Source organism: Rhodanobacter glycinis (assembly GCF_900114325.1).
Lineage (GTDB): Bacteria > Pseudomonadota > Gammaproteobacteria > Xanthomonadales > Rhodanobacteraceae > Rhodanobacter_A > Rhodanobacter_A glycinis.
On the sequence record NZ_FOSR01000022.1, the window covers coordinates 12,615 to 33,146 of the forward strand.

A 20,532-nucleotide genomic window follows, 5' to 3' on the forward strand; every position below is an offset into this window, starting at 1 on the left:
TGGAAGCGGGAGGGCGCGCTGCGGCCGGAAACGGCTTCAGGATTTCTCGATGGCGGCATAGTACATGCCGTCGAGATCGCCATCGCCGGGCAGGATCTGCCAGCCCACGGCGGCGGCCTGGCCCACGGGCAGTTCGAACGGTATCGCTTTCGCATCCGCGTGTGCGGCGAGGAAAGGCGCGATCACGCCTTCGTTCTCGGCGCGCAACAGCGAGCAGGTGATGTAGAGCAGCCGCCCGCCCGGTGCCAGCAGCGGCCACAACGCGGCGAGGATGCGCTGCTGCTGCGCCACCAGTGCGGGAATGTCGCTGCCGCGGCGGTGCAGGCGCACATCGGGGCGGCGGCGCAGCACGCCGGTGGCCGAGCAGGGTGCGTCGATCAGGATGCGATCGAAGGGCAGGCCTTTCCACCAACCCTTGGGAGCACCCGCGTCGCCCATCACCAGTTTCGCGTTCAGCCGCAACCGCATCAGGTTCTGGCGGATGCGCTCGGTTCGAGCCGCGTCGAATTCGAGTGCGGTCAGGTCGATGTCGGCACGCTCAAGCAGATGGCAGGCCTTGCCGCCGGGAGCGGCGCAGGCATCGAGCACGCGCAGGCCGTCACGCAGCTCGGCCAGGTCGGCGGCGACCTGTGCCGCGCCGTCCTGCACGGCGAACGCGCCGTCGTCGAAACCGGGAAGGCGGGTCACGTCCACGCTGTGCGGCAGCACGATGCCGTCGGCCAGCCAGTCGTGGGCAGTGGCCGTCTGGTCGTCCACACGCAGGCGCTCAAGCAAGGCCTCGCGGCTGCCGAAGCGACGGTTCGCGCGCAGCATCAACGGCGGCTCGCAGTTGTCGGCAGCCATCACGGTGTCGGCCTGTGCCGGCCAGTCCCGGGTGATGGCCGTGGCCAGCCACGCGGGATGTGCATGGCGAGTGCGTGGATCGACGTCGAGCGTGCTTAGCAGGCTTTCGCGTTCGCGTTGCCAGCGGCGCAGCACCGCATTGACCAACCCGGCCAGGCGCGGCTTCTTCAATGCCCGCGTGGCTTCGACGGTGGCCGCGACGGCGGCGTAATCTTGCAGGCCGAGAATCTCCAGTTGCACCAGCCCCAGTACCAGCAGCGCATGCACCACCGGTTCCTTCTGTCGCAACGGCTTTTCCAGCAGGCGATCCAGCGCGGGATCGAAACGCAGCCACCAGCGCGCCCCTTCGCTGAGCAGCGCCATCAACAAGGCACGGTCGCGCGAATCGGGAAGCTTGCGCGCGTGGCGCTCCATGGCGTCGCGCAGCGAAGCGCCCTTGAGGGCGATCTCGGCGAGGGCTTGGGCGGCGAGGGCGCGGGTGTCGGTCACGGGCTGATGAGTTCCAGCTTGGGGTAGTAGGTTCGGAAGCGTTTGGCATCGCGCGTCAACAGCGCCATGCCTTCGATGGCGGCATGCGCGCCGATGTAGAAATCCGGCAGTGGCGATGTGCGGCTACCCTTGGCCCGCCGGTAGTTCAGGAAGGCTTTGCCGGCGAGGAAGCCTGCTTCCCACGGCAGTTCCAGCCGGGTGAAGGCATCGGGCGACAAGGCATCGTCCAGCGCTTCGATACGCTCGAAACCGACCGAGATTTCCGCGTAGATGATGGGGTTGATGCATAGCTCGGCGTGGGCCGCGCCAGCGTCCAGCTGGCTCGCCGACCAGCCGTACCACTGCGGATCGTCGGTGAGCACGTCCAGCAGGACGTTGGCATCTACCAGGATGCGCTTCATGCACCGCGGGTGAGCTGCATGATGGCGTCGGTACTCAGCCGCGAGCCGGCACGTCCGCGCAGGCGCTCCGCCAGGCTGCCGCGCGCTGCTTTGGGCGGGTGAACGATGACGATATCGGCTTCACGCAGGGCGGCCTCGCGGACGAAGGCGGCCAGCGGCACGTCACGCAGTGCGGCGGCACGGCGCAAGCGGTCCTTGTCCTCGGCGCTGAGGCGCAGGTCGAGGCGGTCGGCATTAGCGGTCATGACGAATCTCGCGAGAGCGATGTACGGTATTGTACCGTACATCACGTGGCGGCGGCGCGCTGCTCTTCCGAGTGCCCTGTGACGCGGCGGGGAGGGTGCAGGAAAAGGTCCGCAGGGTGGGTGGCGGGCGGACGAAACGGCTCGGTCAGTTGCGACAAAACCCACAAAAGCCGAATCCATGGAGTTCATGGCGAGCACCCGCCCCTCACCCCAGCCCTCTTCCCTGCGGGGAGAGCGTGCCTGGTTGGCGCAGCTCGGGTCGCGCGTTGAGGTAGTCGGCGGCGCTGATGCGCTTGCCGCCGGCGCGTTGCACGGCGGTGATGCGCAAGGCGCCTTCGCCGCAGGTGATCTCGATGCCTTCGCGACTGGCGTGCAGCACGCTGCCCGGTGCGGTTTCGTGCGCGATATCGAGGGCGTGGGCGGCCCAGACGCGCAGGCGTTCGCCGGCGATCTCGGCATCGCTGCCGGGCCATGGATCGAACGCGCGCACCTGGCGTTCCAGTTCGATGGCGGGGCGGCTGAAATCGATATGCGATTCGGCCTTGTCCAGCTTGTGCGCGTAGATCACGCCTTCGTCGGGTTGCGGCGTGGCGGCCAGCACTTCGCCGGACAGGGTGCGACGCAGACCTTCGGCCAGCGCTTCGGCGCCCAGCGCGGCGAGGCGGTCATGCAGTGAGCCGCCGGTGTCTTCGCGGCTGATCGGGGTGCGCATTTCCAGCAGCACCGGGCCGGTGTCGAGGCCAGCTTCCATGCGCATCAGGTCGACGCCGGATTCGCTGTCGCCGGCGAGGATCGCGCGCTGGATCGGCGCCGCGCCGCGCCAGCGCGGCAGCAGGCTGGCGTGCACGTTCCAGCAGCCGAGACGGGGAATGGCCAGCACCTTGCGCGGCAGGATCAGGCCATAGGCCACCACCACCAGCAGGTCGGGCGCGTAGGCGGCCAGCGTGGCCTGCGCTTCGACGGATTTCAGCGACTCGGGTTGCTCGACCGGCACGCCGGCGGCGAGCGCGGCCTGCTTCACCGGGCTGGGCGTGAGTTTGCGGCCGCGGCCGGCGGGACGGTCGGGCTGGGTATAGACGGCCACGACTTCGGCGCCGCTGGCGCGGCAGGCTTCCAGGCAGGGAACGGCGAAGTCGGGCGTGCCGGCGAAAACCAGCCGCAACGGGGCGCTCAAGCGCTGGCCTTGCGGTGCTTCTCCAGGCGCTTGAGCAGCAACGCGCGCTTCAGCGGCGAGAGGTGGTCCACGAAAACCTTGCCGGCCAGGTGGTCCATCTCGTGCTGCACGGCCACGGCCAGCGGGCCCTCGGCCTCGTAGATGAATTCCTTGCCGTCCAGGTCCTGCGCCTTCACTTTCACTTTCAGCGCGCGAGTGACGTCGGCGTAGATGCCGGGAAAGGAGAGGCAGCCTTCCTGGTAGACCTGCGCACCGTCCTTCTCGAGGATCTCGGCATTGATCAGGGTCAGCGGCTGGTCGCGGTCCTCGCTCATGTCGATCACCAGCAGGTGCCGGTGCACGTTGACCTGGGTGGCGGCCAGGCCCACGCCGTTGGCGGCGTACATGGTCTCGTACATGTCGGCGACCAGCTGCTTCAGCGTGCCGTCGAACGTGGTCACCGGCGCGGCCTTGGTGCGCAGGCGGGGGTCGGGAAATTCGAGGATGGATAGCACGGACATGGAAATCACCTTAAGGCTGGGGCCCTCGCTGGGTTGGCGCGGCCCTGACGTCAAAATGCGGGCGAATCGCTAAAATCGAAGCCCTGACGCCATCTAGAATGTGCCTTATTGTACGTCGGCAAGCCCGCGTCCGGCAGGCAGTTATGCCAACTGTTCCCGGTTGCGGCCCGTCAAGGTTAGGCTACACTCGCCCGAACACCGGGAGAGGGGGGATTCCCGCTTATGTTGAGAAAGTCCATCGGGCTGCTGGCCGGCATGCTGGTCACTGTGGCTGTTTACGCTGCCGGTGCGCAATTGCGCACCAACCATCCGGATACCTACACCGTTCGCCGCGGCGACACGCTGTGGGACATTTCCGCCAAATTCCTGTCCAAGCCCTGGCTGTGGCCGGAAATCTGGCAGGCGAATCCGCAGGTACGCAATCCGCACCTGATCTATCCGGGTGACGTGCTCAACCTGTCGTTCATCAACGGTCCGCACCTGACGCTGCAGCCGAGCGTGCATCGCGAGGGCAATGCGATCCCGGCGATCCCGCTGTCGCAGCTGAAGATGTTCCTCAAGGACATGCGGGTGATGAACTCCAACGAGGTGAGTTCGGCGCCCTACGTGGTCGGCTTCGAGGAAAACCAGCTGCGCGGCACCGTGGGCCAGAACATCTACGTGCGCGGCCTCAAGGCCGAGCGTGGCCAGCGTTGGGCCATCGTGCGGCCCACGCATGTGTTCCGCGGTTTCGACGGCAAGGGCTCCAACGGCGAAGACAGCGACATCGCCGGCCACCTGCTCGACAGCAATGTGGCACTCGTGCGTTCGCCGTGGTCGGAAGATTTCCGCAATGACGGCCACTACGGCCGCGGCGATGATCTCGGCGTGGAAGTCACCGTGATCGGCACCGCCGAGACGTTGCGCGGTGGCGATCCGTCCACCCTGCTGCTGCTCGACGCCAACCGCGAAATCCGTGCCGGCGACCGCGTGATGCCGCTGGATGGCCCGGCCTACGATCCGTACTACTACCCGCATGCGCCCAAGACGTTGCCGGCGAACGGTCGCGTGATCGCGTTCGCCGATGCGATGGCCGCGGTGGGCCCGCACCAGGTGGTGGCGCTTTCGGTCGGCAAGAAGGATGGCGTGGACAACGGCACCACCTTCGCCATCTGGCAGCCCGGCGATCGCACTTTCGACGATGTGGCGCACGACAGCTGGGATCGCGGCACCGGCAAGAAGGTGCAGTTGCCCGACGAATACATCGGTCACGTGATGGTGTTCCGCACCTTCGACCGGGTCAGCTACGGCCTGGTGATGGATGGCCTGCGTCCGGTGAAGATGGGCGACAAGCTGCGCATGCCCGACTGACGCTGTTGCTCCCTCTCCCCGTCGGGGAGAGGGTTGGGGTGAGGAGCCAATCTCGCGACACGCTTGATGGTTTCTTGCTTGGCCTCCCTTGCGAGCGGGAGGCGCGCGGTGACCACATCAGCCTTCACCCACACGACGGCGCGGCGATCCCGCGCCGTCGTCGTTTTCGTCGTCGCGTAGACTGCGCGGCATGAGTGAAGACGAGGAAGCGCGTGCCTGGCTGATCGCCTTGCGCACGCCCGGACTGGGAGCCGGCGGCCTGCGCGAGGCGCTGGCCGGAGCCGATGGCCGCATCGATGCCGCACTGGCGTGGCTGCGTCGCCGGGCGGCCGAATTGGACGCGTCCGCGGCAGCGTGGCTGGAGCAGCCGGACGAAGCACAGCTGGCCACGGACCTGGCCTGGCTGGCCGAGCCCGGTCATCGGCTGTGGCGCTGCACCGAGGCGGATTTTCCACCCTTGCTGGAAAACATCCCGCAACCACCGGCGGCGCTGTTCGTGGCCGGGGATGCCGGCTTGTTGCTGCGGCCGCAGGTGGCCATCGTGGGCGCGCGTCGGGCCACGCAGGGCGGCCTGGCGATCGCGCGGGATTTCGCCCAAACGCTGGCCCGGGCGGGTTTCGTGGTCACCAGCGGCATGGCCGATGGCATCGACGGTGCGGCGCATGCGGCGGTGCTGGATGCCGGGGCGCCGACCATCGCGGTGGTCGGTACCGGCCCGGACCGGGTCTACCCGCGCAAGCACCACGCCCTGGCGCGGCGCATCGTGGAGCAGGGCGCGCTGGTCAGCGGATTCCCGCCCGGCACATCGGCCCGGCCGCACCATTTTCCTCGGCGCAATCGCATCATCGCCGGGTTGGCACTGGGCACGCTGGTGATCGAGGCGGGTTTGCAGTCCGGCTCGCTGATCACCGCGCGGCAGGCCGGCGAGCAGGGGCGCGAGGTGTTCGCGGTGCCCGGTTCCATCCACAACCCGCAGGCGCACGGCTGCCATCGGCTGATCCGCGACGGCGCGCGGCTGGTGGAAACCCCGGAGGAAGTGGCGGAAGTTCTGGTCCCGTTGGCGCGCGAGCTGGGTTGCGAGCTGGCACGGCGGCTCGGAGTCGGGGAGTCATCGGCCGGCCGTGGCGCGGCGGATACGGCCGGCTGGCGCGGCGATCCGCAGTATCAGGCCCTGCTCGAAGCCCTCGGGCACGACCCGGCCGCGCTGGATGTGCTGTGCGAACGTACCGGACAGGCCCCGGCGGAGCTATCCTCCATGCTGCTGATGCTGGAACTGGAAGGCGTGGTCGAAGGCCTTCCGGGCAACCGCTACCAGCGCCTTCCCGGTTGACACAACGGGCCGGTTCGGGGCCGGTCGAGGTCCGTGTGGCCGGCCCGCAAGCCGCATGGCACCGCGTTTTCACGTCACCCGGCTTGACAGTCGGCGCGGTGACGTGGTCTCACTAGATATAGAAGCGTCCGTCGCGCGGCGACGGCGGCCACCTTTGGAACCCCAGCTGCATGGCAAAGAATCTGCTCATCGTCGAATCGCCGGCCAAGGCCAAGACGATCAACAAATACCTCGGCAAGGACTTCCAGGTCCTGGCGTCCTATGGCCATGTGCGTGACCTCAGGCCGAAGGAAGGTGCGGTGGATACCGAGCACGATTTCGCCATGGCTTACGAGATCATCGAGCGCAACGAGAAACACGTCGACGCGATCGCCAAGGCGGCCAGGCAGGCCGATGACATCTATCTCGCGACCGACTTGGATCGCGAAGGCGAGGCGATCAGCTGGCACATCAGCGAGATCCTGAAGGACCGTGGCCTGGTCGAGGGCAAGCGCATGCATCGCGTGGTGTTCTCCGAGATCACGCCGAAGGCGATCAAGGCGGCGGTGGCCGAACCGCGCCAGCTTTCCCACGACATGGTGGATGCGCAGCAGGCTCGTCGCGCGCTGGATTACCTGGTCGGCTTCAACCTGTCGCCGGTGCTGTGGCGCAAGGTGCAGCGCGGGCTGTCCGCCGGCCGCGTGCAGAGCCCGGCGTTGCGCATGATCGTGGAGCGCGAGGAAGAGATCGAAGCCTTTGTGGCGCGCGAGTACTGGAGCGTCGAGGCCAGGCTGCAGCACGCAAACGGCGATTTCAGTGCGCGTCTGACCCGCCTCAACGGCAAGAAATTCGAGCAGTTCGACCTCACCAACGAGGCCGATGCGATGGCCGCGCGCGCCGCGCTGAAGGAGGCCGCGCACGGTCGCCTCACCGTCAGCGAGGTGGCCTCGAAGGAGCGCAAGCGCCGTCCGGCCGCGCCGTTCACCACGTCCACGCTGCAGCAGGAGGCCGCGCGCAAGCTGGGCTTCTCCACCAGTCGCACGATGAAGGTCGCGCAGGGACTGTACGAAGGCGTTTCGCTGGGCGACGAGGGCAATGTCGGCCTGATCACCTACATGCGTACCGACTCCACCGCGCTGTCCGAGGATGCGTTGTCCGAGCTGCGTGCGCTGATCGGCCGCGATTTCGGCGACAAGGCGCTGCCCGACGCGCCGCAGGTCTACAAGACCAAGTCGAAGAACGCGCAGGAAGCGCATGAGGCGGTGCGTCCCACCTCGGCCATGCGCACGCCGCGCGAGGTGGCTTCTTACCTCAACGACGAACAGCGCAAGCTGTACGAGCTGATCTGGAAGCGCACCGTGGCGTGCCAGATGATCCACGCCACGTTGAACACCGTCTCGGTGGATTTCGCCTTGCCGCATACAGCCGGCGGCGATGCCGCGTTTCGTGCCACTGGCACCACCGTGGTCGATCCCGGCTTCCTGGCCGTGTACGAGGAAGGGCGCGACCAGAAGAGTGCGGATGACGAGGACGAGGGTCGGCGTCTGCCGAAGCTGGAGAAGGGTGAGGAGGTGCCGCTGCAGGACATCCTGGCCGACCAGCACTTCACCGAGCCGCCGCCGCGCTATTCCGAGGCCAGCCTGGTCAAGGCGCTGGAGGAATACGGCATCGGCCGTCCGTCGACCTACGCCAGCATCATCCAGGTGCTCTTGAACCGCGAGTACGTGCTGCTCGACAGCCGCCGCTTCAAGCCCACCGATGTGGGCCGCGCGGTGGGCAAGTTCCTCACCCAGCATTTCAGCCGCTACGTGGACTACGACTTCACCGCCAAGCTGGAAGACGAGCTGGATGCGGTGAGTCGCGGCGAGGAAGCCTGGATACCGCTGATGCAGCGCTTCTGGCAGCCGTTCAAGCAGCAGGTGGACGAGAAGACCGAAACGGTTGACCGCAGCGAAGCCAGTGGCGCGCGTGAACTGGGTGCCGATCCGAAGACCGGCAAGCCGGTATTCGTGCGACTGGGCCGCTTCGGACCGTATGCCGCGATCGGCGACAAGGACAGCGACGAAAAACTGCAGTTTGCCAGCCTGCGTCCCGGCCAGAGCATGCACACCATCACCCTGGAGGATGCGCTGGAACTGTTCAAGTTGCCGCGCAAGCTGGGTGCCGCGGACAACGGCGACGAAGTGAGCGTGGGCATCGGCCGCTTCGGTCCGTTCGTGAAGCAGGGCAGCACCTACGCCTCGCTCAAGCCCGAGGACGACCCGTACACCATCGAGTTGCCGCGTGCGTTGCAGTTGGTCGCCGACAAGCTGGAAATGCTGGCCAACCGCATCATCCTCGACTTCGGCAACGGCGTGCAGGTGCTCAACGGTCGCTATGGCCCGTACATCACCGATGGCGAGAAGAACGCGCGCATCCCGAAGGAACAGGAGCCGAAGGAGCTGACCGAGGCGCAGTGCGTGGAGTTGCTGGCTGCCGCGCCGGTCAAGAAAGGCCGCTTCGGCAAGAAGACCGCCGCCAAGAAAACGGTGGCGAAGAAGACAGCCACCAAGAAGACAGCCACCACGAAGGCTCCGGCCAAGAAAGCCGCGAGCAAAAAGGCCGCCACCAAGAAGACGGCGACCAGGAAGACGGCCGCGAAAAAGGCCGCGACGAAGAAGGCCGCGGCATCCAAGGCCGACGCCTGATGCTGCAACGGTTCGATCTCGGGCAACTGGATGCCGCCGCCGCGCTGTTGCGCAGCGGCGGGGTACTGGCCTATCCGACCGAAGCGGTTTATGGCCTCGGTTGCGATCCGCATGACCGCCGTGCGTTCGACGCGCTGTTCGCGTTGAAGCAGCGCCCGCCAACCCAGGGCGTGCTGTTGATCGCGGCGGACTTCGGGCAAATCGAGCGCTATATCGATCTGGCGGCGGTGCCGGCCGACGTGCTGGCGCAGGTGCGCCAGAGCTGGCCCGGGCCGTACACCTGGATCTTCCCGCGCACGGCAGAGGTGCCTGATTGGGTCGCCGGCGGACATGCCGGCATCGCGCTGCGGATCACCGCGCACGAGCCTTCCGCCGCACTGTGTCGTGCGTTTGGTGGCGCGCTGGTGTCGACCAGTGCGAATCCGCATGGCGAACCTTCGGCGCGCTCGGCGCAGACCGTGGTCGACTATTTCGGTGACGCGCTGGATGGCGTGCTGGATGCGCCTTTGGGCGAACAGACCCGGCCCTCCACGATTCGCGATGCGTTGACGGGCGCTGTCATTCGCGCCTGAACGCCACGCGCGGCGAGTCGGTTGCGATTCAGCGGTGGCAGCGAGGATGGGGAACCTCGCATCATCTTTTCCTCGGCGTGCGACGGCCGTTCATCCTTGCCGGGATAAAAGGGCGGTCGTTCCATGGGCATACGGGAGCTCGGCTTGGCGATTGTTCAAGACACCTGTCAATACGACGAGGCAGCCCAGATGCTGCCGCTGCTGGCCATGGCCGATCCGCAACGCACGCTGGCCTGGCGTGATGGTGTGGCGGTGAGCGCGGCACAGTTCCTCGATCACGTGGAACAGGTGGCCGCACGATTGCCCGACGCGCCGTCCGCGGTGAACCTGTGCGAGGACCGCTACGCTTTTCTCGTTTCTTTCTGTGCCCTTGCGCGCCGCGGCCAGGCCAACCTGCTACCGCCCTCGCGCGCGCCACAGGCGGTCGATGAGGTCATGGCGGCCCATCCCGGCTGCTATGCGTTGGGCGAGCAAGCGCTGCAGCCGGCGCCCTTGGGCTACCTGCCATTGCCGCTGCTGGAGACCGGGGCGGCAACGCTGGCAACCGCTGTCGCGCCGGCGATTCCCGCCGCGCAGACGGTGACGGTCGGCTATACCTCCGGTTCCACCGGCACGCCCCGAGCCAATGCCAAGAGCTGGCGCAACCTGCATGCCAGCACGGCGGGCAACCTGGCGATGCTGCATGCCGTGGCCGGCCCGGCGTTTGCCGTGGTGGCCACGGTGCCGCCGCAACATACCTACGGCATCGAGATGTCGGTGCTGCTGCCGCTGCTGGGTGCGGTGGCCGTCCATGCGGGGCGGCCGTTCTTTCCCGCCGATGTGGCTGCTGCATTGGCCGAGGTGCCGGCACCGCGCGTGCTGGTGACCACTCCGGTGCACCTGCGCGCGCTGGTCGAATCCGGTGTCGAATTGCCGCCGCTGGCGGCCGTGTTGTCGGCCACGGCGGCCATGCCGCCGGCCTTGGCGCGGGCGGCCGAGCAACGTTTTGGCGCGCCGCTGCTGGAAGTGTTCGGCTCCACCGAGACATGCGCGTTTGCCAGTCGACGGCTCACTGCCGACGAAGACTGGACGCTGTATCCGGACGTCCATCTGCACCCGCAGCCGGATGGCACCCGCATCGAGGCACCACAGCTCGACATGCCGGCCACGCTGGCCGACATCGTCACGTTGCATGACGAGGGGCGCCGCTTCCGCCTGTGCGGCCGCCATGCCGACCTGCTGGAAATCGCCGGCAAGCGCGCGTCGCTGGGCGATCTCACCCGTCGCCTGCTGGCCGTGCCTGGCGTACAGGACGGCGTGGTATTCCAGCTTGAGGACGCCGATGCCATCGGCGTGCGCCGCATCGCCGCGCTGGCCGTGGCGCCGGCGTTGGACGAGGCGGCCATCCTCGATGCCTTGCGCCAGTCGGTCGATCCGGTGTTCCTGCCACGTCGACTGCGCCGGGTCGAGGCGTTGCCACGCAACGAGACCGGCAAGCTGCCGCGTGCCGAGCTGCTGGCCTTGCTCGGCTAACGCTGCCTTCGCAGTCCTGCGGAACGCGTACCGGCACCACGCTCCGGCGCGTCATTCGGGCCTTGCACGCCGCTGTCTGGAATAACTTCGAACTCCCGCAGTCGCGTGTGGCACATGTCGAAATCGGTTTTTGCCTGTCATTCCTGCGAAGGCAGGAATCCAGTGGCTGTACGGCCTGAGCAGGCGTAACCGCCACTGGATCCCGGCCTTCGCCGGGATGACGAGCGGGATAGGTACTCGCACTCGAATGTCGAGTCGCCGTCTTGCTGCATTCCGCGCGATCGACAAGGAAGGCCGTCGTTCTGCCGTTACAATAGCCAGCCATCCACGCGGCAACCCTTCGGAGTCCACCTCATGAAAGTCCTGGTCATCGGCAACGGCGGTCGCGAACACGCGCTGGCGTGGAAACTCAAGCAGTCGCGACGCGTCGACGAGGTGATCGTGGCGCCAGGCAATGCCGGCACCGCGCGCGAGCGTGGCGTGCGCAACGCCGATGTGGCCGTGACCGATCTCGACGGCCTGCTGAAGCTGGCGCAGGACGAGAAGATCGGCCTGACCGTGGTCGGCCCCGAAGTGCCGCTGGTGGCCGGCGTGGTGGACAAGTTCCGTGGCGCCGGCCTGCGCATTTTCGGGCCGCGCGCGATTGCCGCACAGCTGGAAGGTTCCAAGGCCTTCGCCAAGGATTTCCTGCTCCGCCACAACATCCCGACGGCGCACTACGCCGTGTTCACCGAGCTGGAACCCGCGCTGGCCCATGTGCGCAAGCACGGCGCACCGATCGTCATCAAGGCCGATGGCCTGGCCGCCGGCAAGGGCGTGGTGGTGGCGTTGACCCAGTCTGACGCCGAGCTGGCACTGCACGACATGCTCGGTGCGCACGCCTTCGGCGATGCCTCCGCCCGCGTGGTGATCGAGGAATTCCTCGACGGCGAGGAAGCCAGCTACATCGTGATGAGCGACGGCCAGCACGCGCTGCCGATGGCTTCCAGCCAGGATCACAAGCGCCGCGACGAAGGCGATCTCGGTCCCAACACCGGTGGCATGGGCGCGTACTCGCCCGCGCCGGTGGTCACGCCCGAGGTCGAGCAGCGCATCCTCAAGCAGGTGATCGAACCCACCTTGCGCGGCATGGCCGTCGAGGGAGCACCGTTCATCGGCTTCCTCTACGCCGGCCTGATGATCGACAAGCAGGGCAACCCCAAGGTCATCGAGTTCAACGTGCGCTTCGGCGATCCGGAAACCCAGCCGATCATGTTGCGGTTGAAGTCCGACCTGGTCGAACTGATCGAGGCCGCGCTCGATGGCGAGCTGCACCACACTCGCGCGCAATGGGACGTGCGCCCGTCGCTGGGCGTGGTGATGGCCGCCGGCGGCTATCCCGGCAAGGTGAAGAGCGGCGACGTGATCGACGGCCTCGACGGCGATTTTGGACCCGACGCCAAGGTCTTCCACGCCGGGGCGAAGCTCGATGCGCAAGGGCGCGTGGTGACGGCGGGCGGTCGCGTGCTCACGGTTTGTGCGCTCGGCACGGACATCGCCACTGCGCGCGAAAACGCCTATGCCGCCGTGGAGAAGATCCGTTTCGACGGCGCGTTCTGCCGGCGCGATATTGCGCACCGGGCATTGCATCGGTCGTAGGAATTCACCGGCGCGGCGGCAAGGTACGAGTTTGCTTGTGCGCTTTGTCTTGATCGCGCAACGACAGAATTTCATCTGGGCGGATAGACGTCCAGATGGCGGCGTTTGCTTGAACGGAACGCCGCCGCCCCGGTGATCGAGGCGTGGAAAATCAGGGCAGCGTGATGGTCAGGCTGGCGGTGCGCGCCGGCATTTGCACCAGGTCGTGGTAGGCGGCCAGGCGATGGGTGGTGTCCTTCTGCAGCGCCACGTGCAGCGAGAAGTAACCGATAAGCCCGGCCACGACCAGCACGGCGGCGGCAGCCCACAACGGGACGGTGCGGCGCAGGACATTGGCGACGCGATCCGGTGGCGCCCAGTGCGGCGCAAAGCCGGTGCGCTTGCCTTTCAGGTAGACGATCTCGTCGCCCAGGCGTGCGGTGAGATAGCCGAGTTTCTCGCTGCCTTCCAGGCGGTACTTGCCCTCGAAGCCGAGCAGCAGGCAGAAGTAGCACACCTCCAGCGACTGCAGCCGTGCGGCGCCCTGGGCACGCAATTGTTCCAGCCGCACGAAGAAATTCTCGCCGGCCAGGTGGTCGCCGAACAGCGCCAGCTGCAGGGGCTTGCGCGCCCACTCCTCGCGGAAGCTGCAGGTGGAGCCGAGGATGGCCTCGTCCACCACGGCGCAATAGGCGTACTTGGCAGCATGGACATCCTCGGCGGGGATGCCCTCGCGGCTGGCGTTGCGTTCCATGTTGGCCAGGAACTGGCGCACCGCGTCGGCGAACGGCTGCTCGGCCAGCGGCACCTGGCCACGCTTGATCAGCAGCAGCATGTAGAAGCCGTCCGACATCAGGTCGAGCAGGCTGCGCGGTGCGCCGGCGGCCGGGGCGGCAGGCGTGGCGGCGGGTTGGGGCGTGCGGTTGTCCGTCATGGCGTGAGTGCGATCAGTTCAAGCTTGAGTTCGGGGATGCCCGAAGGCACGTAGATCATGATCGATTGCGATTTCAGCATGCGCTCGTAGAGCGGGCCGCGCGCCTCGACCGCGAAGTAGGTGCTGCCGGGGCGCACCGGGATGGCCGCGGGAATCTGCGGCGAATGGCTGAGGCTGACACCGGGGAGCGCCGACAGCACGGCTTTCTCCACGTCGTCGGGGGCGCCGATCTTGAAGCGCACCGGCACCACGCTGACCAGTTCGGCGGCCGGCATGGCCGCGCCCACGGCGAGATAGAACGCGGACTTCTCGTCGATGCGTTGCGAGTCGATCCGGCCCAGGTGGTACGACGGGCGAACCTCGGTCAGGCTGATGCCGAAGTAGCGCGCGGAAATCACCGTGTCGATCAGTTCGCGGATGATCTTGAACAGTTTGTCGAAGCCGGGGCCGGGCTCGGCGTGGTTGTATGCGGGAAGGTCGGAAAGCTGGTGCGCCGGCGAGAACGTCAGCAGCGAGCCGGCCAGCCGCAGCAGTTCCTGGTGCAATCGTTCGGGTGCCAGGCCCGGATGCTGGTACAGGTGCGCCAGCGCCGCGAATGCGGCATTGGCGGTGTGCAGCAGCCAGAACGAGGCAATGTCACCCGAGCGGAACTCGATGATGTTTTGCGAGGGTTCGCGATGCAGGCCGATCAGTGCCTGCGCCTTCGCCTGCAGTGCGTCGAGCAGGCGCCGCAGTTGCAGGAACAGGGTGGGTGATGCGCGCAGGCTTACCGAGGGCGGCACGTAGTGCGCATCGGCCTCGAAGCTGCCGGTGCTGCTGCGGCGCAGCCGGATCAGCGGCACCGTGACGTAGGCGTCGCGCGACTGATCGTCGGTGAGCAGGCGCACCGATTTCTTCAGGTAGGCCAGCTCCGCTTCCGCGGCGTCGGAATAGACGTCGGCGGTGGCCACGTCGTTCTGCACGTAACGGGCGGTGGCATCGGTGGCGTCGCGCGCGCAGTTGCCGCCGTATTCCTTCAGCAGCGGCAGGGCGAGATAGATGGTGACTTCCTGCGTGCCCGGCGGCAGGCTGTCCAGCGAAATCGGCGGCGGCAGTTCGTCGGCATCCGGGGCGGTGTACAGCTCGCCATCGGGGAAGACCACCGACACCTGCAACGGGCGCAGCGTGCCGGTCGCCAGGCTCTGGTTGTCGAAACGCAGCTGGCGCACGCCCCAGCCGTACGGGTGCAGCGCCTGGCTGGTCTCGTGCAGACGCGACTCGTGATAGGCGTCCTGGCGTTGGAAATGTTGCGGGCGAAGGAACAATCCCTCGCCCCAGAATAGCTTGGCTGCTTGACTCACGTGAGCCTCGTCCTGATCCGTGGGTTGACGTGGATGCGGGCGACTGCGTGCCGCGCCGATCCATGGCAAGTGCCGTCGGCAAGCGTGGCTTGCAGCACGGCGTGATGGGGCAAATGCGCGCTCATGAGCCCGGCTTCGGGCAATGCACGGAGGCCAGCGAGCCCGGATTGTCCGGCAGCTCGGTGACCAGCGCGCCGGCCGTGGATGACATTGCGCAGGCATGCACGCCCAAGGTGATGCCGCTGGCAGTCGAACGCTTCACGTCGTAGGCGAAACGCCAGCGTTGCGCCGCCGGCGCGCGGAAAAGCGCCACGAAAGCGAGGTAGCGCGTATCCAGCGGCATGTGTTCGGTGCTGATGTAACGCTGGTCCGGCAGCAGCAGCATCTCGCGACTGTCGATCAGGTCATCGCCCAGCGCCGCCTGGGTCTTGCTCTTGTCGAGGAAGTCGTCGAACGGTGTCTGCTTGAACCGCTCCAGCGAACGCAGGTGGTACACCTTCACCACCAGCGCCAGCGCCTTGCGGCTCCGGCCCGCGTTGAGGTTCTGCGCAGTGAAGATGCGCAGGGGCAATTGCTGTTCGGTGGGCGCGGGTGGCGCGGGCTTGGCCAGGCCGACCGCCTGCATCATCCGCTCGATCGTGCCGGTCGTGGCGTTCGCCTGGGTTGCTGCATCATCGACCTGGCTCGCCGTATTGCTGGCCGACGACGGCATCGAGCCGCCACTGCTGGCGCAGCCAGCGAGCAGCAGGACCATCGATGCGGCAAGACAGTGAAGGAGGCGGCGGGGAGGGAAGTGCATGTCCATGTATGCGAAAAATGTCCGTGGAATTTTCACAGGGAACAGCGCGACGTGTTGTAGTCGATCCCTGACAACGCTGTATGAATCGGGCTCCCCGTGAGTTGCCGTCGATCGATTCCGGCCGTGCGCTGCGGGTCTCCTGCACTCTGCAAACGCAGTCGCAGCATCATCATAAAGGCGATGAGTGCAATTTTCTTCATGTTGAAACAACACATCGGCAGATTGTGATAACTGGCTTGCGTTTCCGCGGATTGCGGGTTGCATCACCATGCGTACTCGTATAGAAAGTCGGCCGAATACCGTCGCATCTGGAGCGCCTTTCACGAGGTGCCGCGACGTCGTCAATACGGGATGACATGGAGATTTACCGGTGAAGATGGCTCACGTACGTGCCGCGATGTTGCCGCTGCTGATTCCCGCCTTTGCCGGATGCAGCATGCTGCATCGGTCCAAGACCAAGCCGGTTGCCGTGCATCCCTACGACCAGCTGATGCAGCAGGCCGATGCCCGCTACAACGCACAGGATGTCGACGGCGCCAAGGCGCTTTACAGCAAGGCGGCCGCCGCCGACCCCACGCGCGAGAATCCTTGGTATCGCCTCGCCCAGATCAACTTCGATCAGCAGAACTACGGCCGTGCCATCGTCGATGCGCAGGAAGTGCTGCAACGCAATCCGTCCGACAGCAATGCCGAGAGCATTCTCACCGTGGCGGGCCTGCGCGTGGCCGTGCAGGCCCTTGGACGCCTGCACGACGAGTCCAATCAGCAAGGGCCGGCGCATGTCGAAGCCGAGAAGCTCGCCGCGAAAATGCGCGAGACACTCGGCCAGAGCGTGCTGGTACCACCCGAGGCCAAGCCGGTCGAGCGCAAGCCCGTTCGGCGTCGCGTCAGTCGGCATGTCGCGCCGGCACCCCGTCCCGCAGCGGCTCCCGCTCCTGCGTCCGCTCCATCCGCCCCGGCCAGTGACAACCCGTTCCAGGCATTGCCTGGCGGCAGCCTCTGACACCGAGCTACCCGCTACAGGCCCATCATCGGAGAGATACTCATGGCCAAGAAGGAAAGCATCCAGAAGCGCCTGCAGAAGGTGCGTCCACCTCGTGTTCAGCTGACCTACGAGGTGGAGAAGGGCGATGCCATCGAACAGAAGGAACTGCCCTTCGTCGCGGGCGTGCTGGGCGATTTCAGCGGCAACCCCGAACAGGCCCTGCCGCGTCTGCGCGATCGCAAGTTCGTCAATATCGATCTCGACAATTTCGATGACGTGATGTCGGGCATGGCGCCGCGCGCCACCTACCGCGTGCCCAATACCATCGGCGGCGAAGGCGAATTCGGCATCGAGCTGAAGTTCAAGTCGATCGACGATTTCCGCCCGGAAGCCGTGGTGCAGCAGGTCGAGCCGTTGCGCAAACTGCTCGAGGCCCGCAGCAAGCTGGCCGATCTGCGCAACAAGCTGGCCGGCAACGAGAAGCTTGAGGACATCCTCAACGATGTGCTCACCAACACCGAGAAGCTCAAGCAGCTGGGTGTCGAAGCAGGCGAGGATCAGGCATGAACACCGAAGCTGCGGGTAGCGCCGTCAAACAGGCCGAAGTCGTCGAAGGCGATGGCCTGCTCGACCAGATCGTCGAACAGAGCCGCGTCGCCAAGTCCGGCGCAGAACACCAGCGTGCCAAGGACATCATCTCCGAGCTGGCTCGCGAGGTGATGAGCGGCACCGTGGTCGTCTCCGACAACCTCAACCGGACCCTCGACGCCCGTGTGGCCGAGCTCGATCAGATGATTTCCGAGCAGCTCAGCGCGGTGATGCATGCCGCCGAGTTCAAGGCGCTCGAGTCCAGCTGGCGCGGCCTGCATTACCTGTGCGAGCAGACCTCCACCGGCGCCATGATGAAGATCAAGGTGCTCAACGCGTCGAAGAAGGAACTGAACCGCGACTTCAAGTCCGCGCTCGACTTCGACCAGAGCACGTTGTTCAAGAAGGTCTACGAGGAAGAATTCGGCACCTTCGGCGGTGCACCGTTCGGGGCCCTGCTGGGCGATTTCCAGATTGGCCGGCAGCCCGAGGACATGTATTTCATGGAGCAGATGTCGCACGTCGCGGCCGCTGCCCATGCGCCGTTCATTTCCGCGGCCGCGCCCGAATTGATGGGGTTGGAAAGCTTTGCCGACCTTGGCAAGCCGCGCGACCTGGCCAAGGTGTTCGATACGGTCGAATACGCCAAGTGGAAATCGCTGCGCGAATCCGAGGACGGGCGCTACGTCGGCCTCACCCTGCCGCGCTTCCTCGGTCGCCTGCCCTACAACCCGAAGGATGGCACCACGGTCGAGGGTTTCAACTTCGTCGAGGACGTGGACGGCACCGACCACATGAAGTACCTGTGGTGCAACACCGCCTACGCCTTCGGTGCGCGTCTCACCCACGCCTTCGAAGACTTTGGCTGGTGTGCGGCAATCCGCGGTGTCGAAGGTGGTGGCCTGGTCGAGGACCTGCCCACCCACACCTTCCGCACGGACGACGGCGAAGTGGCGCTCAAGTGCCCCACCGAAATTGCCATCACCGACCGTCGCGAGAAGGAACTCAGCGACCTCGGCTTCATCCCGCTGGTGCATTGCAAGAACACCGATTACGCGGCGTTCTTCGGTGCGCAATCGGTGCAGAAGCCGCGCAAGTACAACACCGATGCGGCCAATGCCAATGCGGCGCTTTCCGCACAGTTGCAGTACATCTTCGCGGTGTCGCGAGTGGCGCACTACCTGAAGGCGATGATGCGCGACAAGATCGGCAGCTTCGCCTCGACCTCCAGCGTGGAATCGTTCCTCAACCGCTGGATCACCCAGTATGTACTGCTGGATGACAACGCAACGCAGGAAGCCAAGGCCCAGTTCCCGTTGCGTGAAGCATCCATCCAGGTGTCGGAGGTGCCGGGCCGCCCCGGTGCCTACCGCGCGGTGGCTTTCCTGCGTCCGCATTACCAGCTCGACGAGCTTTCGGTATCGCTGCGGCTCGTGGCGGAGCTGCCTTCCTCGGTGAAGAGCTGATCGCTCCAGCCGAACTGCAAGAAGCGCGTACCTCCTGTCGGGTACGCGTGAAGTTCCAACCCTCACTATCCACTTTCCGTCAAGGATGAAATCATGAAGGACATCTACATCAAGTTCGGCAATCCGGCCATCAAGGGTGAATCGCAGGACAAGGATCACCCGCAATGGATCGAGGCCAGCTCCTGGACCCATCACATCGCGCAGCCGAAGTCGGCCACCGCTTCCACCTCGGGCGGTTTCACTGCCGAGCGTTGCGAGCATGGCGACATGGTGTTCACCAAGGACATCGACGTGGTCAGCCCGCAGCTGTTCCAGTCGTGCTCCGGCGGCACCACCTTCGACGAGGTGACGATCGATTTCATGCGTGCCGATGGTGAAGGCAAGCGCGTGAAGTACCTGGAGATCCTGCTGAAGAAGGTCATCGTGGCCAGCGTGACGCCGTCGGTGCAGACCGAAGGCCTGCCCACCGAAACGTTCGCGCTGAAGTACGCCGCCGTGCAGTGGCGCTACACCCAGCAGAAGATCGGCGGCGGCCAGGGTGGCAGCTCGCAGGGTGCCTGGAGCCTGACCAAGAACGACAAGACCTACAACGTCTGATCGTTTGACGGATGGTGTGGTGTCGCGGTCATCCGCGACACCACATTGATTCGGGCGGAAAGTTTCCGACAGTTCGTCGGCGGCCCGCCACGGCCCGGCGGAGGAATCGGATCATGAAAGGCTTCGAGCCGAGCCTGCTGGACAAGCTGTTCGATGACGCACCGCGCGAAGCCGCGTACGGCATGGTCAAGCGACTGTCGAACGAGGAATTCAAGGATTCGGTGGCGCGTGACGTCGAAGGTCTGCTGAACAACCGCTTCGTGGTGGCCGAGGACGTGCTCAAGCGCTTCCCCCACTGCCAGCGCTCGCTTGCCACCTATGGCATCCATGATTTCTCCGGACGCAGCCTGGCCAGTTCGGACGACCGTGCGTTCATCTGTCACTCGCTGGAACTGGCGATATCCCGGCACGAGCCGCGCCTGACCAATGTCCGCGTGCTGCTGGACCAGGGCCAGCGCACCACCGGAGCACTGCGCTTTTCCATCAGCGCCCTGCTGGTGGTGCACCCATCGCGCGAACCGATCAATTTCGACGCCTTGCTGCAACCCACCACGCTGCAGTACTCGGTCAGTCGCAACCGGCGTGCGGCAGCATGACCTCGATAGATCACGACAAAGGAGACCAGACATGACATGGACTTATCATCAATCGACCGGTGTGATCGATCACGATGGGATGAACGTGGGCACCGGCTATGCGGGCAAGGGAAAGTGCCGCAACGTGCCTCACGCGCAGATCCATTCGAAGGAAGGGCCGTTGCCGCAAGGCCGATATACCATCGCTAGCCATTTTGTTGATGACTCGGCCGCCGGCAAGAATTCGCTTCGGCTCACCCACGATTCGAAGAATCGAATGTACGGGCGTTCCCGGTTCCTGATTCACGGCGATGATTCCGGGCATGTCGGCGATTCGTCAGAGGGCGGCATCGTTGCCTCCTACAACATTCGCCAGCTGATGTTGCACAGTGGCGACAAGGCTTTGGTCGTGGTGCCATGAGATATGGGCTGCGGCCGACCCCGCATTCGGGCTGACACTCGTCATGCGTGGTCGACCAGCCAGGATTTGCCTCGTCCCCCAGGGTGCTGACAAACGAATATTCCCCCAGGCATCAAAGATCGGAAGTC

Annotated in this window: 20 protein-coding genes; 12 read left to right on the plus strand and 8 right to left on the minus strand. The window is 65.8% G+C overall.

Annotation, left to right across the window (positions count from 1 at the left end):
- Positions 1 to 36: 36 nt before the first annotated feature.
- The 5 genes from rsmB to def form a co-directional block, all read right to left on the minus strand.
- The gene (rsmB, locus tag BMY90_RS16240; RefSeq protein WP_092705226.1) at positions 37 to 1,332 is read right to left on the minus strand and encodes a 16S rRNA (cytosine(967)-C(5))-methyltransferase RsmB; all 1,296 of its coding nucleotides are present in this window, start codon (positions 1,330 to 1,332) and stop codon (positions 37 to 39) included.
- Positions 1,329 to 1,733 (minus strand): type II toxin-antitoxin system VapC family toxin, encoded by a 405-nt coding sequence (locus BMY90_RS16245; protein WP_008214015.1) that lies wholly within the window; start codon positions 1,731 to 1,733, stop codon positions 1,329 to 1,331. The genes rsmB and BMY90_RS16245 overlap by 4 nt, the downstream gene beginning before the upstream one ends.
- Positions 1,730 to 1,978, minus strand: a complete 249-nt coding sequence (locus BMY90_RS16250) for a type II toxin -antitoxin system TacA 1-like antitoxin (RefSeq protein ID WP_092705227.1) — start codon at positions 1,976 to 1,978, stop codon at positions 1,730 to 1,732. The genes BMY90_RS16245 and BMY90_RS16250 overlap by 4 nt, the downstream gene beginning before the upstream one ends.
- Before the next feature lie 205 nt (positions 1,979 to 2,183).
- Positions 2,184 to 3,152, minus strand: a complete 969-nt coding sequence (fmt, locus tag BMY90_RS16255; protein WP_092705228.1) for a methionyl-tRNA formyltransferase — start codon at positions 3,150 to 3,152, stop codon at positions 2,184 to 2,186.
- Positions 3,149 to 3,652: a peptide deformylase gene (gene def / locus BMY90_RS16260; RefSeq protein WP_008214010.1), complete on the minus strand. Its 504-nt coding sequence runs from the start codon at positions 3,650 to 3,652 to the stop codon at positions 3,149 to 3,151. Before def ends, fmt begins: the two co-directional genes overlap by 4 nt.
- Before the next feature lie 222 nt (positions 3,653 to 3,874).
- Here def and BMY90_RS16265 point away from each other — a divergent pair, with 222 nt between their 5' ends.
- The 6 genes from BMY90_RS16265 to purD all read left to right on the plus strand — a co-directional run bounded on the left by BMY90_RS16265 (position 3,875) and on the right by purD (position 12,720).
- Complete coding sequence (locus tag BMY90_RS16265; protein ID WP_008214009.1) at positions 3,875 to 5,002, plus strand: LysM peptidoglycan-binding domain-containing protein; 1,128 nt, start codon at positions 3,875 to 3,877, stop codon at positions 5,000 to 5,002.
- 190 nt (positions 5,003 to 5,192) lie between these two features.
- Entirely contained in the window at positions 5,193 to 6,332 is a 1,140-nt protein-coding gene (dprA, locus tag BMY90_RS16270) for a DNA-processing protein DprA (protein ID WP_092705229.1), read from the plus strand.
- Positions 6,333 to 6,502: 170 nt separating this feature from the next.
- Complete coding sequence (locus BMY90_RS16275; protein ID WP_092705230.1) at positions 6,503 to 8,998, plus strand: DNA topoisomerase I; 2,496 nt, start codon at positions 6,503 to 6,505, stop codon at positions 8,996 to 8,998.
- Complete coding sequence (tsaC, locus tag BMY90_RS16280; protein ID WP_092705231.1) at positions 8,998 to 9,570, plus strand: L-threonylcarbamoyladenylate synthase type 1 TsaC; 573 nt, start codon at positions 8,998 to 9,000, stop codon at positions 9,568 to 9,570. Before BMY90_RS16275 ends, tsaC begins: the two co-directional genes overlap by 1 nt.
- Before the next feature lie 144 nt (positions 9,571 to 9,714).
- Positions 9,715 to 11,082, plus strand: a complete 1,368-nt coding sequence (locus BMY90_RS16285) for an AMP-binding protein (protein ID WP_037099112.1) — start codon at positions 9,715 to 9,717, stop codon at positions 11,080 to 11,082.
- Between the two features lie 354 nt (positions 11,083 to 11,436).
- A complete protein-coding gene (purD, locus tag BMY90_RS16290) occupies positions 11,437 to 12,720 on the plus strand; it encodes a phosphoribosylamine--glycine ligase (protein WP_008209987.1) in 1,284 nt (427 codons plus the stop codon).
- A gap of 151 nt (positions 12,721 to 12,871) precedes the next feature.
- Here the strand turns inward: purD and icmH are convergent, their stop codons facing one another.
- From icmH to tssJ, 3 genes are all read right to left on the minus strand, one after another.
- Complete coding sequence (gene icmH / locus BMY90_RS16295; protein ID WP_008209985.1) at positions 12,872 to 13,633, minus strand: type IVB secretion system protein IcmH/DotU; 762 nt, start codon at positions 13,631 to 13,633, stop codon at positions 12,872 to 12,874.
- On the minus strand, positions 13,630 to 14,973 hold the full coding sequence (tssK, locus tag BMY90_RS16300) for a type VI secretion system baseplate subunit TssK (protein ID WP_008209983.1): 1,344 nt from the start codon (positions 14,971 to 14,973) through the stop codon (positions 13,630 to 13,632). The genes icmH and tssK overlap by 4 nt, the downstream gene beginning before the upstream one ends.
- Positions 14,974 to 15,094: 121 nt before the next feature.
- The gene (gene tssJ / locus BMY90_RS16305; protein WP_175481605.1) at positions 15,095 to 15,727 is read right to left on the minus strand and encodes a type VI secretion system lipoprotein TssJ; all 633 of its coding nucleotides are present in this window, start codon (positions 15,725 to 15,727) and stop codon (positions 15,095 to 15,097) included.
- A 415-nt stretch (positions 15,728 to 16,142) separates the two neighbouring features.
- Between tssJ and BMY90_RS16310 the strand changes: the two genes are divergently transcribed.
- The 6 genes from BMY90_RS16310 to BMY90_RS16335 all read left to right on the plus strand — a co-directional run bounded on the left by BMY90_RS16310 (position 16,143) and on the right by BMY90_RS16335 (position 20,404).
- On the plus strand, positions 16,143 to 16,775 hold the full coding sequence (locus tag BMY90_RS16310; RefSeq protein WP_139201783.1) for a tetratricopeptide repeat protein: 633 nt from the start codon (positions 16,143 to 16,145) through the stop codon (positions 16,773 to 16,775).
- A gap of 42 nt (positions 16,776 to 16,817) precedes the next feature.
- Entirely contained in the window at positions 16,818 to 17,324 is a 507-nt protein-coding gene (gene tssB, locus BMY90_RS16315) for a type VI secretion system contractile sheath small subunit (RefSeq protein WP_008210597.1), read from the plus strand.
- A complete protein-coding gene (gene tssC / locus BMY90_RS16320) occupies positions 17,321 to 18,811 on the plus strand; it encodes a type VI secretion system contractile sheath large subunit (RefSeq protein ID WP_092705234.1) in 1,491 nt (496 codons plus the stop codon). Before tssB ends, tssC begins: the two co-directional genes overlap by 4 nt.
- A 93-nt stretch (positions 18,812 to 18,904) precedes the next feature.
- Positions 18,905 to 19,408: an Hcp family type VI secretion system effector gene (locus BMY90_RS16325; protein WP_008210599.1), complete on the plus strand. Its 504-nt coding sequence runs from the start codon at positions 18,905 to 18,907 to the stop codon at positions 19,406 to 19,408.
- 113 nt (positions 19,409 to 19,521) lie between these two features.
- Positions 19,522 to 20,004, plus strand: coding sequence for a type VI secretion system baseplate subunit TssE (gene tssE / locus BMY90_RS16330; RefSeq protein WP_008210600.1), 483 nt, complete (start codon positions 19,522 to 19,524; stop codon positions 20,002 to 20,004).
- 31 nt (positions 20,005 to 20,035) lie between these two features.
- Positions 20,036 to 20,404, plus strand: a complete 369-nt coding sequence (locus tag BMY90_RS16335) for a tlde1 domain-containing protein (protein ID WP_008210601.1) — start codon at positions 20,036 to 20,038, stop codon at positions 20,402 to 20,404.
- Positions 20,405 to 20,532 lie beyond the last annotated feature (128 nt).

Bases quoted from the DNA above. Each gene is read 5' to 3' on its own strand.
- BMY90_RS16245 (WP_008214015.1), bottom strand. From the start codon at position 1,733: ATGAAGCGCATCCTGGTAGATGCCAACGTCCTGCTGGACGTGCTCACC.
- BMY90_RS16250 (WP_092705227.1), bottom strand. From the start codon at position 1,978: ATGACCGCTAATGCCGACCGCCTCGACCTGCGCCTCAGCGCCGAGGAC.
- def (WP_008214010.1), bottom strand. From the start codon at position 3,652: ATGTCCGTGCTATCCATCCTCGAATTTCCCGACCCCCGCCTGCGCACC.
- BMY90_RS16265 (WP_008214009.1), top strand. From the start codon at position 3,875: ATGTTGAGAAAGTCCATCGGGCTGCTGGCCGGCATGCTGGTCACTGTG.
- dprA (WP_092705229.1), top strand. From the start codon at position 5,193: ATGAGTGAAGACGAGGAAGCGCGTGCCTGGCTGATCGCCTTGCGCACG.
- BMY90_RS16275 (WP_092705230.1), top strand. From the start codon at position 6,503: ATGGCAAAGAATCTGCTCATCGTCGAATCGCCGGCCAAGGCCAAGACG.
- tsaC (WP_092705231.1), top strand. From the start codon at position 8,998: ATGCTGCAACGGTTCGATCTCGGGCAACTGGATGCCGCCGCCGCGCTG.
- purD (WP_008209987.1), top strand. From the start codon at position 11,437: ATGAAAGTCCTGGTCATCGGCAACGGCGGTCGCGAACACGCGCTGGCG.
- icmH (WP_008209985.1), bottom strand. From the start codon at position 13,633: ATGACGGACAACCGCACGCCCCAACCCGCCGCCACGCCTGCCGCCCCG.
- tssJ (WP_175481605.1), bottom strand. From the start codon at position 15,727: ATGGTCCTGCTGCTCGCTGGCTGCGCCAGCAGTGGCGGCTCGATGCCG.
- tssB (WP_008210597.1), top strand. From the start codon at position 16,818: ATGGCCAAGAAGGAAAGCATCCAGAAGCGCCTGCAGAAGGTGCGTCCA.
- tssC (WP_092705234.1), top strand. From the start codon at position 17,321: ATGAACACCGAAGCTGCGGGTAGCGCCGTCAAACAGGCCGAAGTCGTC.
- BMY90_RS16325 (WP_008210599.1), top strand. From the start codon at position 18,905: ATGAAGGACATCTACATCAAGTTCGGCAATCCGGCCATCAAGGGTGAA.
- tssE (WP_008210600.1), top strand. From the start codon at position 19,522: ATGAAAGGCTTCGAGCCGAGCCTGCTGGACAAGCTGTTCGATGACGCA.
- BMY90_RS16335 (WP_008210601.1), top strand. From the start codon at position 20,036: ATGACATGGACTTATCATCAATCGACCGGTGTGATCGATCACGATGGG.